The organism is Reyranella sp. (genome assembly GCF_965279625.1).
Classification (GTDB): Bacteria; Pseudomonadota; Alphaproteobacteria; order Reyranellales; family Reyranellaceae; genus Reyranella.
In genome coordinates, this window is the sequence record NZ_OZ257251.1 from 5,080,529 (window position 1) to 5,094,437 (window position 13,909).

10 protein-coding genes are annotated in these 13,909 nt (G+C 67.6%); 4 read left to right on the forward strand and 6 right to left on the reverse strand.

The window, feature by feature from the left end; all coding sequences use genetic code 11:
* Positions 1–67: 67 nt before the first annotated feature.
* Positions 68–2,077 (reverse strand): aminopeptidase P family protein, encoded by a 2,010-nt coding sequence (locus ACQY78_RS24705; RefSeq protein WP_428680058.1) that lies wholly within the window; start codon positions 2,075–2,077, stop codon positions 68–70.
* A 211-nt stretch (positions 2,078–2,288) separates the two neighbouring features.
* Here ACQY78_RS24705 and ACQY78_RS24710 point away from each other — a divergent pair, with 211 nt between their 5' ends.
* Positions 2,289–2,696 carry a DUF1127 domain-containing protein gene (locus tag ACQY78_RS24710; RefSeq protein ID WP_428680061.1) on the forward strand — a complete coding sequence of 136 codons (408 nt, stop codon included), beginning with the start codon at positions 2,289–2,291 and terminating at the stop codon, positions 2,694–2,696.
* A 69-nt stretch (positions 2,697–2,765) separates the two neighbouring features.
* On the opposite strand, the gene ACQY78_RS24715 is transcribed toward ACQY78_RS24710, so the two are convergent.
* From ACQY78_RS24715 to ACQY78_RS24735, 5 genes are all read right to left on the reverse strand, one after another.
* A complete protein-coding gene (locus ACQY78_RS24715; protein ID WP_428680064.1) occupies positions 2,766–3,653 on the reverse strand; it encodes a 50S ribosomal protein L11 methyltransferase in 888 nt (295 codons plus the stop codon).
* A gap of 2 nt (positions 3,654–3,655) precedes the next feature.
* On the reverse strand, positions 3,656–4,663 hold the full coding sequence (locus ACQY78_RS24720) for an ABC transporter ATP-binding protein (protein ID WP_428680067.1): 1,008 nt from the start codon (positions 4,661–4,663) through the stop codon (positions 3,656–3,658).
* A gap of 11 nt (positions 4,664–4,674) precedes the next feature.
* Complete coding sequence (locus ACQY78_RS24725) at positions 4,675–6,351, reverse strand: ABC transporter permease (RefSeq protein ID WP_428680069.1); 1,677 nt, start codon at positions 6,349–6,351, stop codon at positions 4,675–4,677.
* A 148-nt stretch (positions 6,352–6,499) separates the two neighbouring features.
* Positions 6,500–7,825: an ABC transporter substrate-binding protein gene (locus ACQY78_RS24730; protein WP_428680072.1), complete on the reverse strand. Its 1,326-nt coding sequence runs from the start codon at positions 7,823–7,825 to the stop codon at positions 6,500–6,502.
* A gap of 25 nt (positions 7,826–7,850) precedes the next feature.
* Positions 7,851–10,142, reverse strand: a complete 2,292-nt coding sequence (locus ACQY78_RS24735) for an ATP-dependent helicase (protein WP_428680075.1) — start codon at positions 10,140–10,142, stop codon at positions 7,851–7,853.
* Positions 10,143–10,235: 93 nt separating this feature from the next.
* On the opposite strand from ACQY78_RS24735, the gene ACQY78_RS24740 reads away from it, so the two are divergent.
* The 3 genes from ACQY78_RS24740 (at position 10,236) to ACQY78_RS24750 (ending at position 13,904) form a co-directional block, all read left to right on the forward strand.
* Complete coding sequence (locus tag ACQY78_RS24740) at positions 10,236–11,243, forward strand: S1C family serine protease (protein ID WP_428680077.1); 1,008 nt, start codon at positions 10,236–10,238, stop codon at positions 11,241–11,243.
* A gap of 93 nt (positions 11,244–11,336) precedes the next feature.
* Positions 11,337–12,293: an MBL fold metallo-hydrolase gene (locus ACQY78_RS24745; protein ID WP_428680079.1), complete on the forward strand. Its 957-nt coding sequence runs from the start codon at positions 11,337–11,339 to the stop codon at positions 12,291–12,293.
* Positions 12,294–12,317: 24 nt separating this feature from the next.
* Positions 12,318–13,904: an FAD-dependent oxidoreductase gene (locus ACQY78_RS24750; protein WP_428680082.1), complete on the forward strand. Its 1,587-nt coding sequence runs from the start codon at positions 12,318–12,320 to the stop codon at positions 13,902–13,904.
* The last annotated feature ends 5 nt before the right edge of the window (positions 13,905–13,909 follow it).

A 13,909-nucleotide genomic window follows, 5' to 3' on the forward strand; every position in this document is an offset into this window, starting at 1 on the left:
TGATCTTCCAGCCCGATTTCACGAGCAGCACCGGGAGCGGCCTGCAGGTCTGACGCGCTGTCCCGACTCAGATCGGGCGGGTCGCCTCTTCGAGCCAGGCGCGGGTTGCGTCATCGACGGTCGCGCCCACCGTATCGCGCACCCTGCGGTGATAGTCGTTGAGCCACTGCCGCTCGGCCTCGGTCAGGAGCTTGGGCTCGACGCAGGCGAGGTCGATGGGCGCGAGGGTCAGCGTCTCGAATTCGAGATAGTGGCGGTCGGCACCCTCGATCTCGACCTCCTTCACGGCGACCAGATTCTCGATGCGGATGCCATAGGCGCCGGTCTTGTAGTAGCCGGGCTCGTTACTGACGATCATGCCGGGCTGCAGGGCGACCGAATTCGGCATCTTGGAGATGCGGTGCGGTCCCTCGTGCACCGACAGATAGGCGCCGACGCCATGCCCGGTGCCGTGATCGTAGTCGAGGCCGACCTGCCACAGCGCAGAGCGAGCCAGCACGTCGAGCTGCGAGCCGGTCGTGCCCACCGGGAAGCGGGCGCTGGCCAGCGCAATGTGTCCCTTGAGGACGCGCGTGAAGCGATCCTTCATCTCGGGCGACGGCGTGCCCACCGCGACGGTGCGGGTGATGTCCGTGGTGCCGTCGCGATACTGGCCGCCCGAGTCCACGAGGTAGAGGCTGCCGGGCTCGAGCCTGCGCTCGGTCGCTTCCGACGCCCGGTAATGCACGATGGCGCCGTTGGCGCCGGCGCCCGAGATCGTGTCGAAGCTGAGGTCCCGCAGCTTGCCGGTTTCCTCGCGCAGCGCCTGCAGCCGGTCCGACACCTCGATCTCGCGAAGCCGTCTGGTCTTCGACTCGCGGTCGAGCCATCCCAGGAAGCGGCTGACGGCGCCGCCGTCGCGGCGATGCGCGGTGCGGATGCCTTCGAGCTCGACGGCGTTCTTGCAGGCCTTGGGGAGCGAGACAGGATCAGCGTCGCGGACCAGCGTGGCGCCCGAGGCCTGGAGCCGTGTCGCGGCCCAGTAGGGCGCCGTCGAGGTCTCGACCAGGACGCGCTTGCCGAGCTTGCCCAGCATGTCGAGCGCCCCGCCCAGTTCGTCGGGCGGCGCCAGGGTCACGGCGTTGCCCAGCCAGGCAACGGTGCGGTCGGGGATCTTGCGGCGATCCATGTAGAGGTCGACATGCCCGTCGGTATGGATCAGCGCGAAGCCCAGGGCGAACGGCGTGCGTGGGACGTCGCCGCCGCGCACGTTGAGCAGCCAGGCGATCGAATCGGGTGCGGTGATCAGCGCGACGTCGGCGCTCCGGGCGGCCAGGATCGAGGCGATGCGGGCGCGCTTGCTCTCGCTGGTCTCGCCGGCAAAATCGACCGGGTGCGGCAGCACGGGCGCGAGCGGCGCCGGCGGACGTTCCCGCCATACCGCATCGACGGGATTGGCCTCTACCGGCACGAAACTGCCGCCGGCACGCTGGCAGGCGCGGGCGAAGCGATCGTGGCCATCGACCGTCTGCAGCCAGGGATCGAAGCCGAGCTTGCCGCCCTTGGGCAGGTTCTCGGCAATCCACTGCTCCGCCGACTGCTCGGGAATCTGGTGCGGGACGAAGGCCTCGACGTCGACCTGGTCGCGGACGGCCAGCGTGTAGCGCCCGTCGATGAAGATCGCCGCGCGGCCGGCCAACACGATGGCAAGGCCTGCCGAGCCGCTGAAGCCGGTGAGCCAGCCCAGCCGCTGCGAGCGGCGCGGGACATACTCGCCCTGGTGCTCGTCCGCACGGGGCACGACGAAACCGTCGAGGCCGCGGCGCTTCAGTTCGGCGCGGAGATCGGCGAGGCGAGAGGCCGGCGCCGGGCTCGCCTGCAGCCCGTCGTCGGCGGCCGCAAGCTCTGCCCGCCAAGTAGACAGCGCTGTGGTCAATTCGGCATCAGCCGCCGGATCGACCAGCTCGACCCACTCTGGCCCGGACAGGCTTTCGGGGGCGGCCGCCACACCGCGCATCAGATCGTCGAGCGCGGCGGGGTTGGCTACGCGTCCACGGCGGCGGAGGAGGGCGATAACGTCGTCAGGAGCGGTCGTCATGATGAGTGGGAGCCTACGCGGGGCAGTCGGTTCGATCAAACCGAGTAATAATATTTCGTTCGCATCTGCGAAATGCTGGAATATGATGCGCCATGCGTTAAACGCATATCGACCCTTCAGAGACCGCACTTATTGTTGGAACTCAAGGCTCTATATTTGCTGGGTGCAGTGCAGCATCGACTATCGCGCCGCACAATAGAAGGAGAGACTCATGATGACCCAGCCGATTCGGACCTTCAAGGATCTGACCAGCGAAACTGCGCCGGCGGGGGGAAACGCGACTTCCAAGATCAGCTTCACCATCGACGATCGCCGCCTGCTCGAGCTGCGCGCCCGCTACGCGCGTGCCGAATGGCTGGCGAACGCCCTGGGTGACGCGATCCTGTGGATCGGCCGCCGCTACGAGCGCGCCGTCGGCGGGATCAAGGCCGACCTCAAGCTGCGTGCCGCCGAGGCCCAGCTCCATCGCATGAGCGACCGCGAACTGTCCGACCTCGGCCTGTGCCGGGCCGACATCACCTTCGCGATCCGTGAGGCCGCCGAGGGCGTGGCTCCGCGGTTCGACGATGTCGGCGGGCAGGTCACTGCGGCAAACCAGAATCTGCGCCGCGCGGCGTAGCCGATTGTTGAGTAGCGTAGCGTAAGCGTAAGGGGGCCGGCGAAAGCCGGCCCTTTCGCGTTTTGGGCGTCAGGTCCGGCGCAGAACCAGGCTGCGCCACCAGGCGCCGCCCGTTTCGAGATCGATACGGCGCTCGAACGCGAAGCCGCAGCGCCCGTAACCGGCGACGATGTCGGCCGCCTGCTCGACCAGCAGACCGCTCAGCAGAACGCGCCCGCCGGAGCGGACCGACGCGCCGAATACCTCCGCGAGATCCAGCAAGGGCGCGGCCAGGATGTTTGCCACGACCAGATCGTAGGGCGCACGGCTGGCCAGCTCGTCGGCCTGCAGGCCCGCGGAGACGAAGAAGGAGCACAGCTCCGGAACTCCGTTGAGCCCCGCATTCTCACGCGCGACCTCCACGGCCTCGGCATCGTTGTCGCCGCCGATTACCGGCCGCTGCCACAGCTTGGCCATCGCGATGGCGAGGATGCCGCTGCCGCATCCGACATCGACGGCGTTGACCGTTTCCGCCGGATCGAGGGTCGCCAGCATCTCGAGGCATCCGCGGGTGGTGGCATGCGTGCCGGTGCCGAAGGCCAGGCCGGCGTCGATGCGCAGCGGCAAAAGGCCTGCGGGCCGGCCGTCCATTACGTGCGACGGGTGCACCCAGAAGGGGCCGACGGCGAAGGGGCGGAAGGAACGCTGGTTCTCGGCCACCCAGTCGATGTCGGGCAGCGCCTCCCAGCGCCAGTCCGGCCGGTCGAGGCCAAGGGCGTGGGCCGCGGCGTCGATGGCTGCTTCCACCAGCGCCTCGTCGCCCTCTCCGAAAATGTCGATGCGCCAGGGGCCGTCGCGCGAGACCTCGCAGCTCGCGACGATGAAGCCTTCCTCGCCCAGCCGCTCTTCCAGAAGGATCTCCCAGTCGGCGCGCTGGGCGGCGGGCGCGACGAAGCCGGCCTTGCGTACTTTGCTCATGCTCATGCCGGAAGGAAGAGCATGCGCCGGGGCGGCAAGTCCACGCCGACATTGTCGCCGACGGCTCGCAGCTCGCTGCCGGACTGGAACGGCGTCTCGATCAGGACCTCGCTGTCGCCGATGCGCACGGCATAACGGACGGTCGCGCCCAGGAATTCGCGATGCGTGACCGGACCGCGGAGGGCCGCACCTTCGGGAGACGTCAGGGCGGCATGCTGCGGCCGGAACACCAGGCGCTTTCCGGCGGGAACCGGCACGCCGGCGCGCTCGTCGAGGATGTTGGCCGAGCCCAGGAAGTTCGCCACGAACAGGTTCGCCGGGTTTTCGTAGAGCTCCATCGGCGTGCCGACCTGCTGGACCTTGCCGGCGTCCATCACGGCGATACGGTCGCAGATCGTGTTGGCTTCCTCCTGGTCGTGGGTCACGAAGATCGTGGTGAGGCCAAGCCGCTGCTGCAGCGACCGCAGCTCGCGGCGCACGCTGACCCGCATCTTGGCGTCGAGGTTGGACAGCGGTTCGTCGAGAAGCAGCACCTTGGGCTCGATGGCGATGGTGCGCGCCACGGCGACGCGCTGCTGCTGGCCGCCCGAGAGCTGGGCAGGCCGCCGCTCCGCATAGGCGGAGAGCCCCACCAGTTCGAGTGCCTGCGCCACCCGCCGGTCGATCTCGGCGCGCGGCAGGCGGCGCTCCTCCAGCCCGAAGGCGACGTTCTTCGCGACGGTCATGTGCGGCCACAGCGCGTAGCTCTGGAACACCATGCCGACATCGCGTTTCCACGGCGGCAGTGGCGCCACGTCCTGGCCGTCGAGCAGCACCTTGCCGGTCTGTGCCTGGGCGAAGCCCGCGATCAGCCTCAGCAGGGTGGTCTTGCCGCAGCCCGAGGGGCCCAGGAAGGCGAAGAACTCGCCGGGCCGGATCGATAGGGCGACATCCTTCAGCACATGGGTCGAACCGTAGGAGAGGTTGACGCCCGTGATCTCGATGCCCACGGCCCGAGCCGGCTTCGACATGGTCATGTCCGTCATATATCGAGGCCCCGTGCCCGTTGCGAGCGATCGACCGCGAGCTGCGACAGCCACATGCAGACCGCCACGATGAGCACGGCGATCACACCCAGCGCCGCGCCGGCGCCGCGTCCCGCCGGGGTCTGCATCAGCACGTAGAGCCCGTAGGCCAGCGGCGCGTCCGAGTTCGATTGCACCAGGATCAGCACGGCCGACAGCTCGACCGCCGCCGTGGCGAAGCTGGTGACGAAGCCGGCCAGCAGCCCGCCGGTCATCAGCGGGATCACGACCCGCCGCACCGTGCGGGCCTTGGTGGCGCCGAGATTCTCCGCCGCTTCCTCCAGCGAGACCGAGATCTGCTGCAGGGCCGCATAGGCCGCACGTAGCGCATAGGGCAGGCGACGGATGGCGATGGCCAGCACGATCACGATCCACAGCGTCGCGAGCGGCGTGCCGTCGGGGAGGTTCACGCCGTAGAAGGCGCGCAGATAGCCGATGCCCAGCACCACGCCGGGTACCGCGAGTGCCGTGCTGGCGGCCCAGTCGAGCCACTGCCGTCCGCGCAGGCGCGTGCGCAGCACGAGATAGGCGATGGCGCCGCCGATCACGACGTCGATGGTGGCGGCGAGGCCGGCATAGAGCAGCGTGTTCTTGATGTAGACGGAACTGTCGCCCAGCACGCGCGTGTAGTGCGCCAGCGTGTAGCCGTCGGGCAGGGGGCTGTAGGACCAGACCGTGGCGAAGGACAGCAGCACCAGCCCGACATGTGGCGCCAGCACCAGCGCCAGGATCAGGATCACGACGGCATAGGCCAGCGCCTGTTCGCGCGGGCGCAGCTGGCGTCGCGCGAGGCCGCCGCCGCCGCGCTGGGTCGTGGCGTAGTCTTTGCCCTTCATGACCAGAGCGGTCGCCCACATGGTCGCGACGGCGACGAGGATCAGTACGACGGAGATCACGTAGCCCATGGGATCGTCGATGCCGATCGAGGTGATGCGCAGATAGGCCTGCGGCGCCAGCATCTCCTTGACGTTCAACAGCAGCGGCGTCGCCACATCGTCGAACACTTTCACGAAGACCAGACTGGCGCCGGCGATGTAGCCCGGCAGCGCCAGCGGCAGCGCGATGCGGCGAAACAGGCGCAGACCGTGCGAGCCCAGGTTCTGTGCGGCCTCCTCCATGCTGCGATCGATGTTGCGCAGCGCTGCCGAGAGGTTGACCAGGATGAACGGAAAATAATGGATCGCCTGCAGGAAGATGACGCCGTTCAGCCCTTCCATGAAGCCGATCTTGAAGTCGAACCACTCGTCGAGCAGCAGGTTCACCGAACCGTTGCGGCCGAACAGGAGCTGCATCGCCACCGCCCCGACGAAGGGCGGCATGATCAGCGGCAGGAAGCCCAGCGTCTGCACCAGCATGGCGCCGCGGAATTCGAAGCGGGTCGTCAGATAGGCGAGCGGCAGCGCCAGCACCGACGCCCACACGACGGTCATCGCCGACACGTAGACCGAGTTCCAGAACGAGCGCACGAACAGGTCGGTGCGGCCGAAGTCGAGGAAGTTCACGAGCGTGAGCCCGCCGCCGCCTTTCTCGGTGAAGGCGACGTAGACCACCGTCGCCACCGGCACGACCAGGAAGACGCCGAGGAACAGCGCGATGGCCAGCGCCAGTGCGACCTGCCCGGGGGAGCGACTCATACGCCTCCCCATTCAAATGGGGAGGTGCCCCTGTGATCAGGGGCGGAGGGGTCAAAAGTCGTGACCCCGGCCGCGATGACCCCTCCGCCCGCGTAAGACGCGGGCACCTCCCCATTTGAATGGGGAGGCAGGGAATAGGAGCTCCGCACTAGCGTGCCAGCTTCAACGCCTCGTCGGCCTTGGCCTTGGCGGCGGCGTACTTCTCCTTGGCGAAGGATGCCCACTGCTGCTCCAGTTCGGCCTGGCGCGAAGACTTTTCCTTGGCGCCGGTGAAGGCGGCCTTGATCTCGGGCGAGGCGGCCTGGGCCTCGGTGATCGGCATGGCGGCGATCAGGTCGCGTGCTTCCTTCGCCAGAGCGCGCGCCTGGGCATTGTCCTTCTTCTTCAGCGCGGCATCGACCTCGTGCAGCACCTTGGTCACGGCCTTCAGCGGCTCGAGCTGGAAGGTGATGAGCTGGTCGAACAGCGTGTCGACGGCGGCGGTGCGGCCTTCCGATAGCTCGGCGTTGAAGGTCAGAAGGCCCTGGAGGTTCTTGTCCTTGAAGGGGTTGGGATAGTCGGCTGGCGCCTTGGCGTAGGTCTCGGGGCGTACCGGCAGGCGGCGGATCGTCGGTTCGAGCAGGACTTCCTGGCCCACGGGCGACAGCAGGAACTCGATGAAGGCCTCGGCGCCCGCCTTGTTCGGAGCGTTGGCGACGACGCCGACATTGGCCGGCACCAGGGTCGTCACCGACGGATAGACGAACTTCACCGGGAAGCCCGCGCCCTGAGAGGAGAAGGCGAAGAAGTCGATCACGATGCCGTAGCCGACCTGGCCGGAGTTCACCGCCTCCGGCACGCCGAACGAGCGGTCGGTCACGGTGCGCAGGTTGCCGGCGATGTCCTTGGTCGTGCGCCAGCCTTTGTCCCAGCCCTCGCCCTGCAGGATCGTCTCGATCGTGAGATGCGTCGTGCCCGAGCGCGACGGCGCCGAGATCGACACATGGTCGAAGTACGGCGCCTGCGCGAGGTCCTGCCACTCCTTCGGCGTCGGCAGCTTGTTGGCCTTCACGTAGCGCTCGTTCCACATGATGCCGTAGCCCGAGGCGGCAAAGCCGGAATAGAAGCCGTCCTTGTCGTTGACCGGATAGGAGCCGACCTTCTCGGCGATGCCGGTGGCCTTGGGCTTGTAGGGGCTGAGCAGTTTCTTGCCCTTCAGCACCTCGAAGGCGTCAGGCGCCGAGGCCCAGAAAAGATCGACCTGGTTGTTGCCCTTGGTCTCCTCGATGAACTTCACGCCGGCATTGGTGTTGCGGTTCTGCACTTCCAGCATGGCGCCGGGCACGGCCTTCTCGAACGCCTTCTTGATCGGGTCGGTGACGTCCTTGGAGAAGGACGTGACGACCGTCACCTTGCCGGTCTGCGCGAAGCCGGTGCCGGAGGCGAGCACGACGCCCAGGGCGGAGCCGAGGGCAAGGGCGGAGCGGCGGAACATGACGTTTCTCTCCTGTCGTTTCTGATCAGGCTGCTTCGATGAAACTGTCGAGCACCTTCTTGGAGCCGGCCTTCTCGAATTCGATGTCGAGCTTGTTGCCGTCGACCGCGACGATGAGGCCGTAGCCGAATTTCTGGTGGAAGACGCGCTGGCCGATGCTGAGATCGACCCTGTCGCCTCCGGTCGCGCGCCGGTCGTCGGACGTCTCGTCGCGATAGCGGCCGCGGCGGCCCGTGACGCCCAGGCTTTCATATTCGAAGCCGCTGGCCTGGTCGCGCAGGCCGCCATGATGGCCCGCCGAGTAGGTCGCGTAGAGGCCGGCGTCGCTGCTCTCGGCGAGCTGGCCCGGCGGCAGTTCGCGCAGGAAGCGCGACGGGATGGCGGCCTGCCACTGGTTGAAGACACGCCGGTTGGCGGCGAAGGAGACATAGGCCCGCTTGCGCGCCCGCGTCAGCCCGACATAGGCCAGCCGCCGCTCTTCCTCGAGACCGGACTGGCCTTTGTCGTCGAGCGCGCGCTGGTTGGGGAACAGGCCTTCCTCCCAGCCCGGCAGGAAGACCGTGTCGAACTCGAGTCCCTTGGCGGCGTGCAGGGTCATCACGCTCACCATGTCGGTGTCGTCGCGCGATGCCATGTCGGTGAGCAGGGCCACGTGCTCCATGAACGCCGGCAGCGAATCGAACTCCTGCAGGGCGTTGACCAGCTCCTTCAGGTTCTCGAGCCGGCCTTCCGCCTCGGGCGAGCGGTCGAGGCGCAGCATGTCGGTGTAGCCGGATTCGTCGAGCATGGTTTCGACCACCTCGACATGGCTCATGCCGTCGAGCATGGCGCGCCAGCGCTCGAAATTGCGGATCAGGTCGCCCAGCGACTTGCGCGGGCGGGCCTTCAGCTCGTCGGTTTCGAGCGCCCGCCGCGTCGCCTCGAACAGCGAGATCTTCTGCGTGCGCTGGATCAGCCGCAGGGTGCGCAGGGCCGATTCGCCCAGGCCGCGGCGCGGCGTGTTGTAGATGCGCTCGAAGGCGAGGTCGTCGTCGTGCTGGATGGTGACGCGGCAATAGGCCAGCGCGTCGCGGATTTCCTGGCGTTCGTAGAAGCGTGGCCCGCCGATCACGCGGTAGGGCAGTCCCATCGTGATGAAGCGTTCCTCGAATTCGCGGGTCTGAAAGCCGGCGCGCACCAGGATTGCGATCTGCGCGAGCTTGTGCTTGTCGCGCTGCAGCGCCTCGATCTCCTCGCCGATGGTGCGCGCTTCCTCGTCGCCGTCCCAGACACCGCGCAGAGAGATGCGCTCGCCTTCTTTGGCGTCGGTCCACAGCGTCTTCCCGAGGCGTCCCTCGTTATGGGAGATCAGGTGCGAGGCGGCGGCCAGGATGTGCGGCGTCGAACGGTAGTTGCGCTCCAGCCGGACGATGGTGGCGCCGGGGAAATCCTTCTCGAAGCGCAGGATGTTGCCCACCTCGGCGCCGCGCCAGCCATAGATCGACTGGTCGTCGTCGCCGACGCAGCATACGTTTTGCGTGCCCTGCGCCAGCAGCCTCAGCCAGAGATACTGGGCGACATTGGTGTCCTGGTATTCGTCGACCAGGATGTGGCGGAAGCGACCGTGGTAGATCGCCAGGATATCGGGATGCTTCTGCCACAGGGTCACGCAGTGCATCACCAGGTCGCCGAAATCGACGGCGTTCACCTCGGCGAGGCGCTCCTGATACTGGCGATAGATGTCGGCGGCCTTGCCGTTGGCGAAGTCGCCGGCCTCGGCGCCCGACACCTTGTCCGGCGTCAGCGCCCGATCCTTCCAGCGCTGGATGATCCCGGACAGGATCCGCGCCGGCCATTTCTTGTCGTCGATCCCCTCGGCCTGCAGCAGCTGCTTGATCAGCCGCGTCTGGTCGTCGGTGTCGAGGATGGTGAAATTGCTCTTCAGCCCGATCAGCTCGGCGTGCCGGCGCAGCACCCGTACGCCGATCGCGTGGAAGGTCCCCAGCCACATCCCGTCCGCCGCGCCGCCGATCAGCTTCGCTACGCGGTCCAGCATTTCGCGGGCCGCCTTGTTGGTGAAGGTGACCGCCAGGATCTGCGATGGCCGGGTCTGGCCGGTGAGCAGCAGATGGGCGATGCGGGTGGTGAGCACGCGAGTCTTGCCGGTGCCGGCGCCGGCCAAGACCAGCAAAGGCCCGCCGGCATGGGTGACGGCCTGTCGCTGCTCGCCGTTCAGCCCGTCGAGATGGGCCGTGGGCGCGAGGGCGCGCCGCGCGGGCGCGGGATCGGCCGGAGCGGGGTCATCGGTGATTTCGAACGGATCGGCGGGGGGCGCCATGCACCGTCATATAGCAATCGCGACGGCGGACGCCTATCTTTGAGACTGTGGACGCGCGTGGTGCGCGGCGGAGGTGTGCGGATGGCCCGAGGGTTGAACGGTTCCGCAAACGGGTCTGGCCATTGGCCGCCACCCGGCGACGAGGGCGTGGTCGCCCGCGCCCCCGGCGGGGGCTCGAACCTGCCGCCTCTGGTCGCGGCGGCGTTGCCCGCCGTTGTCGGCGTCAAAACCACCATTCCGGAGCGCCGCCGCTCGGCCCAGACTTTGGGCACGGAGCGTGAAGGTCACGGCATCCTGGTCGACGAGCAGGGCCTCGTCCTCACCATCGGCTATCTCATCATGGAAGCCGACACGGTGACGATCACCGACATCGAGGACAACGAGCTTGCCGCCCGCATCGTCGGCTACGACTACGAGAGCGGCTTCGGACTGGTTCGCACCGAGACGCCGATTCCGCTGAAGCCGATGCGCTTCGGCGATTCCGATTCGCTCATCCTGCGCGGCGAGGCCTATGTCGCGGGGCTGGGCGGCGAAAAGGCGGCCCTCAAGGTCAAGGTCGCCGGCCGGCGCGAGTTCGCCGGCTACTGGGAGTATCTGCTCGAAAGCGCCATCTTCACCGTGCCGGCCTATCCGCTGTGGGGCGGCTCGGCCCTGATCGGCCGCGAGGGCGAGCTTCTGGGTGTCGGCTCGCTGCTGGTGCAGGAAGCGCTCGGACCGGGCTCGCCGGCCTTCCCCGGCAACATGTACGTGCCGATCAACCGGCTGAAGCCGATCTTCGACGAGCTGGTCTCCACCGGCCGCCTGTCGACGCCGCCGCGCCCTTGGCTCGGCATCTACACGGTCGAGCATATGGGCCAGCTGGTGGTCGGCGGCATTTCCCAGGGCGGTCCCGCCGATCGCGCCGGCCTGCAACGCGGGGACATCCTGCATGCGCTGGATGGCGAGGTGCTGGACGACGTCGGCGACTTCTATCGCAAGCTCTGGGCCATCGGCCCGGCCGGCTCCGTGGTCAAGCTGAAGATGGAGCGTGACAGCGACACGTTTGACGTCACCGTCCGCACCGGCGATCGCGCGACCTATCACAAATACGGCGACGACTGACGGGGCCGTGCAGGGGGCTGTGAATAGCAGCGCTTTGACTCAGGGCCAGCCCGCTGCCTAGGTTCTCTTCAACCGAAAACGGGGAGACCATCGATGGCCAAGGCGTTCGCCTCGCAGGCGGATATGACGGACAAGAAGATCACCTTCAGTCGTCTGTCCGAGCACGCCTACGCCTTCACCGCGGAAGGCGATCCCAATACGGGCATCGTGGTCGGCGACGACGCGGTCATGGTGATCGACGCGCAGGCGACGCCCAAGATGGCCGAGCAGGTGATCGAGCGGATCCGCACCGTCACCGACAAGCCCATCAAGTACGTGGTGCTGTCGCACTATCATGCCGTGCGCGTGCTGGGCGCCAGCGGTTACAGCCCGGAGCACATCATTTGCAGCGAGGCCACGCGCGACATGATCGTCGAGCGCGGCGCGCAGGACTACAAGTCTGAGCTGCAGCGCTTCCCGCGCCTGTTCCAGGCGGCGGAGACCATTCCCGGACTGACCTGGCCCACCATCACCTTCGCGGACCGCATGACCCTGTGGCTGGGCAAGCTGCAGGTCGACATCATCCATGCCGGCCGCGGCCACACCAAGGGCGACACGATCGTCTGGCTGCCCGAGGAGCGCACCCTGTTCAGCGGCGATCTCGTCGAGTATGGCGCGACGCCCTATTGCGGCGATGCGCACTACAAGGACTGGCCGGCGACGCTGCAGAAGCTTCGCGACCTCAAGGCCGAGGCGCTGGTGCCGGGCCGCGGCGACGCGCTGATCGGCGAGGGCCCGGTCGAGGAGGGGATCGCCGGAACCCAGGCGTTCCTCAGCGACCTATACAAGGTCGTGGAGAAGAGCGCGGAAGCCGGCGACTCGCTGAAGGTGGCCTACGACAAGGCGATGACCGCGCTGCAGCCACGCTACGGCAACTGGGTGATCTTCGAACATTGCATGCCGTTCGACGTCAGCCGCGCCTACGACGAGGCCAAGGGCCTCGACCATCCGCGCATCTGGACCGCCGAGCGCGACATCGAGATGTGGGCGGCGCTCGAAAAGGCCGAGTGACGCTGCTTTCCGTGGCGTGCTCCGATGAGTTCCTACACCTATCGACATTACGAGTACCGAAAGCCGCCTGAATTCGATGGCGAGCGCAGGCGCCGGCCGGTCGTGATCGTCGGCGCCGGCATGGCCGGGCCGACGCTGGCCCTGGCACTCGCCCGGCGCGGCGTGCCGTCGGTCGTGCTCGACGAGGACGATACGGTGAGCCTCGGCAGTCGCTCGATCTGCCAGGCCAAGCACAGTCTCGAAACCTGGGATCGCTTCGGCGTCGCGAGCCGCATGGTTGAGAAGGGCATCACCTGGGAGCAGGGCGAGCTCTATCTCCACGACAAGCCCGTCTTCCGCTTCAACCTGCAGCCCGAGCCCGGCCACAAGTTCCCGGCCTTCGTGAACCTCCAGCAGTATTACGTGGAGGAGTATCTCTTCGAGCGCTGCCTCGCCGAGCCGCTGATCGAGATGCGCTTCCGCAACAAGGTGGTTGCCGTCACGCCGAGCGAAGAAGGCGTAACGGTCGAGGTCGAGACGCCGGACGGGCGCTATTCGCTGGATGCCGACTGGCTGGTCGCCTGCGATGGCGTGCGCAGCACGGTGCGTCATCTGATGGACCTGCCGTATCCCGGCGAAGTGTTCCACGACCGGTTCCTGATCTCCGACATCCGGCTGCTGAGCGAGCTGCCCAAGGAGCGGCGCTTCTGGTTCTACCCGCCGTTCCATCCGACCAACTCCGTGCTGCTGCATCGTCAGGCCGACAACGTGTTGCGCGTCGATTTCCAGCTCGGTCCCGACGCCGATCCGGAGGAAGAGAAGAAGCCGGAGAACATCGACCGGCGCCTGCGCCAGATGTTCGGTCCCGAGGCCCGCTGGGAGCATGAGTGGACCAGCGTCTATACCTTCACCTGCCGCATGATGGAGCGCTTCGTCCACGGCCGGGTGGTCTTCGCCGGCGATGCCGCGCACGTCGTCTCGCCGTTCGGCGCGCGCGGCGGCAATGGCGCCATCGCCGATGTCGACAATCTCGCCTGGAAGCTGGCGATGGTCCTTGCGAAGACTGCGCCTGTATCGCTGCTCGACAGCTACTGCAGCGAACGGCGCGCCGCGGCGCAGGAGAACATCCTGAACTCGACCCGCAGCACCGACTTCATCACGCCCAAGTTCACCGCCTCGCGCGCCTTTCGCGACGCCACGCTCTCGCTGGCGCGCGACTTTCCCTTTGCCAGAGCGCTGATCAACAGCGGCCGACTCTCGGTGCCCACCGCGCAGGCGGGCTCGCCGCTCGATACGCCGGACGGCGACGCCGACTGGGGGCGCGGGCCGGGGCCCGGCCGGGCGATGCTCGATGCGCCGGTCGGACGGGACGGCAGCGGATGGCTGATCGACCGGCTGGGGCCGGGCTTCACCCTGCTGACCTTCGGCGACACGGACGTGCCGGTCGGCGACCTGCCGTCCGGGGTGACCTGTGTCCGCATTGCGGGCGACGGGCTCGCCCGTCAACGCTATGATGGCAGGCCCGGCACGACTTATCTGATCCGGCCCGACCGCTATGTCGCGGCACGCTGGCGCCGTTTCGATGCGTTGGCGATCGCGGCCGCTGTCACGCGGGCCACGGGCAACGGCTGAAGGAG